The organism is Pseudomonas sp. P4_D7, from assembly GCF_056401755.1.
Genome location: NZ_JBFUIR010000154.1, coordinates 1 through 1,569 on the forward strand (window position 1 = coordinate 1; position 1,569 = coordinate 1,569).

Consider the following 1,569-nt stretch of genomic DNA (forward strand, 5'->3'; position numbering starts at 1 on the left):
CACTCTGGCTGGGCTCGCTGGCGGATCTCTTAGTCGCGCCGCCAGCGAGGAAGTACTTGAAATCTGCCTCGCTGGGATAGGCCTTGAGTTCTTTCAGTATCTCGACCAGCTTTTTGTAACTATCCAGGCCGCCTTTTATATTCGGTCGAACAGGCACGACTTCCCACCCTGCATCGAGCAGGCCGGCCAGCACTTCCTTGAGATTGGCGAAACCAATTCTGTTCTCGCTGTCGTATTCGTAGATGGTGGGGAAACGTATAACGAAGCGTACGCGGCCGGCGTACTTATTCTTGACCTCCTGCCAGGTGAGCTTGTCACCCATGGCAACGCCAAGCTCTTCCCAGAATTCGATCAAGGCCAACGAAAGCGCCACGCCACAACCACGGCAGGATGAGCGGTTAAGCACAAATGTCAGCAGGATCGCATTGCTGCGATCCTCCACCTTGGGCACGTCGGTGGATGATGTGGATGCCTTGATCTGCTTGACCAGCCGCGCCTTGATCCCGTCCCAGGCCTCCGAACGCAGCAACGATTGCTCGGCATGGCCTTCGGTATCAACGATGGTGAAGCCCCTGCGACTTGTAGTCACCAGTCGCTTGACTGGGGCGGAACCCAGTTTGTCTTGTCGGCTGCGACGCTTGAGCGCCTCGACATTTCGATGGAACGTGCCTTTGCTCGCCAGTTTCAGGTGACTGCCGAACAGTATCCTCTCCTGCTTCGCCCGCAGGTCGTCGGAGCCGGGCTTGAGTTTTCCTGACAGCTTGCGCTTGCCTTTGCGGGTCGCCTTGGTATTGGGTTTGCCATTGATGGAGGAAGGGATCAGCGATTGATCCTGAAAGGCCAGCATATTGGTGTTTCTTGGATTGATGACATTGGGGACCTGGTTGAAGTCGGAATGGTCCACCGCCGGCTGATACAGGGCGGGCTGTGTCTTGTAAAGCTCCTCGATGTCCAGGTCGTTGTCCGACAATTCGGACTCGTCATCGCTGAACTCGTTTTCCACGACAACTGCCTTACCGTCGTTGGCTCTGCGTTTTTTCTTGGCTGGCGCCCTTGCTTTCTTCTTGCTTTCGTAGATGTCTTCGTAGATCAGTCCGCCTTCTTCATATTGCGGCTGGCGGTAAAGTTCATTGAACTCAGGCAGTAACCTGCGATTGATTGCACGATTTATCCCGGTCATGAAGTCGAAAATCCGCTTCTGGTCGGCAATGGATACTTCACCGTTCTCGGCGATCACCTGAGTGAGGAACGCGATGATGACCTCCAGAGTCAGGTCGTCGGCGAGAGTGGCTTGCCGCTGAATGCAGCCCGTGATGCCTGATGTAGCTACCGCTGTACGTATGCCCCGCCCGGCCGGTGTATGCAGTGCACGTGCTCCCATGACGTCGGCTTCGCTTTCAAGTGACGTGTCGTCATTGATGTGCGTGCCTTTCAGTTGCAGCGTGGCCCTGACGCGCCCCTGGGTTTGCTGCACCACATGCCAGGTTTCATGCGGAAGGTGCTTTTCCTGCCCCGGTGCGAGATGGATGGCGTTGCCCTGGGTATAGGCGTGGGCTTGCAACCTGGCCG

Annotated in this window: 1 protein-coding gene; it reads right to left on the reverse strand. The window is 56.4% G+C overall.

Annotation, left to right across the window (positions count from 1 at the left end):
* Nucleotides 1–1,569: eCIS core domain-containing protein (locus AC1DVF_RS29200; RefSeq protein ID WP_477783628.1), on the reverse strand; the 1,569-nt coding region annotated here is incomplete at both ends.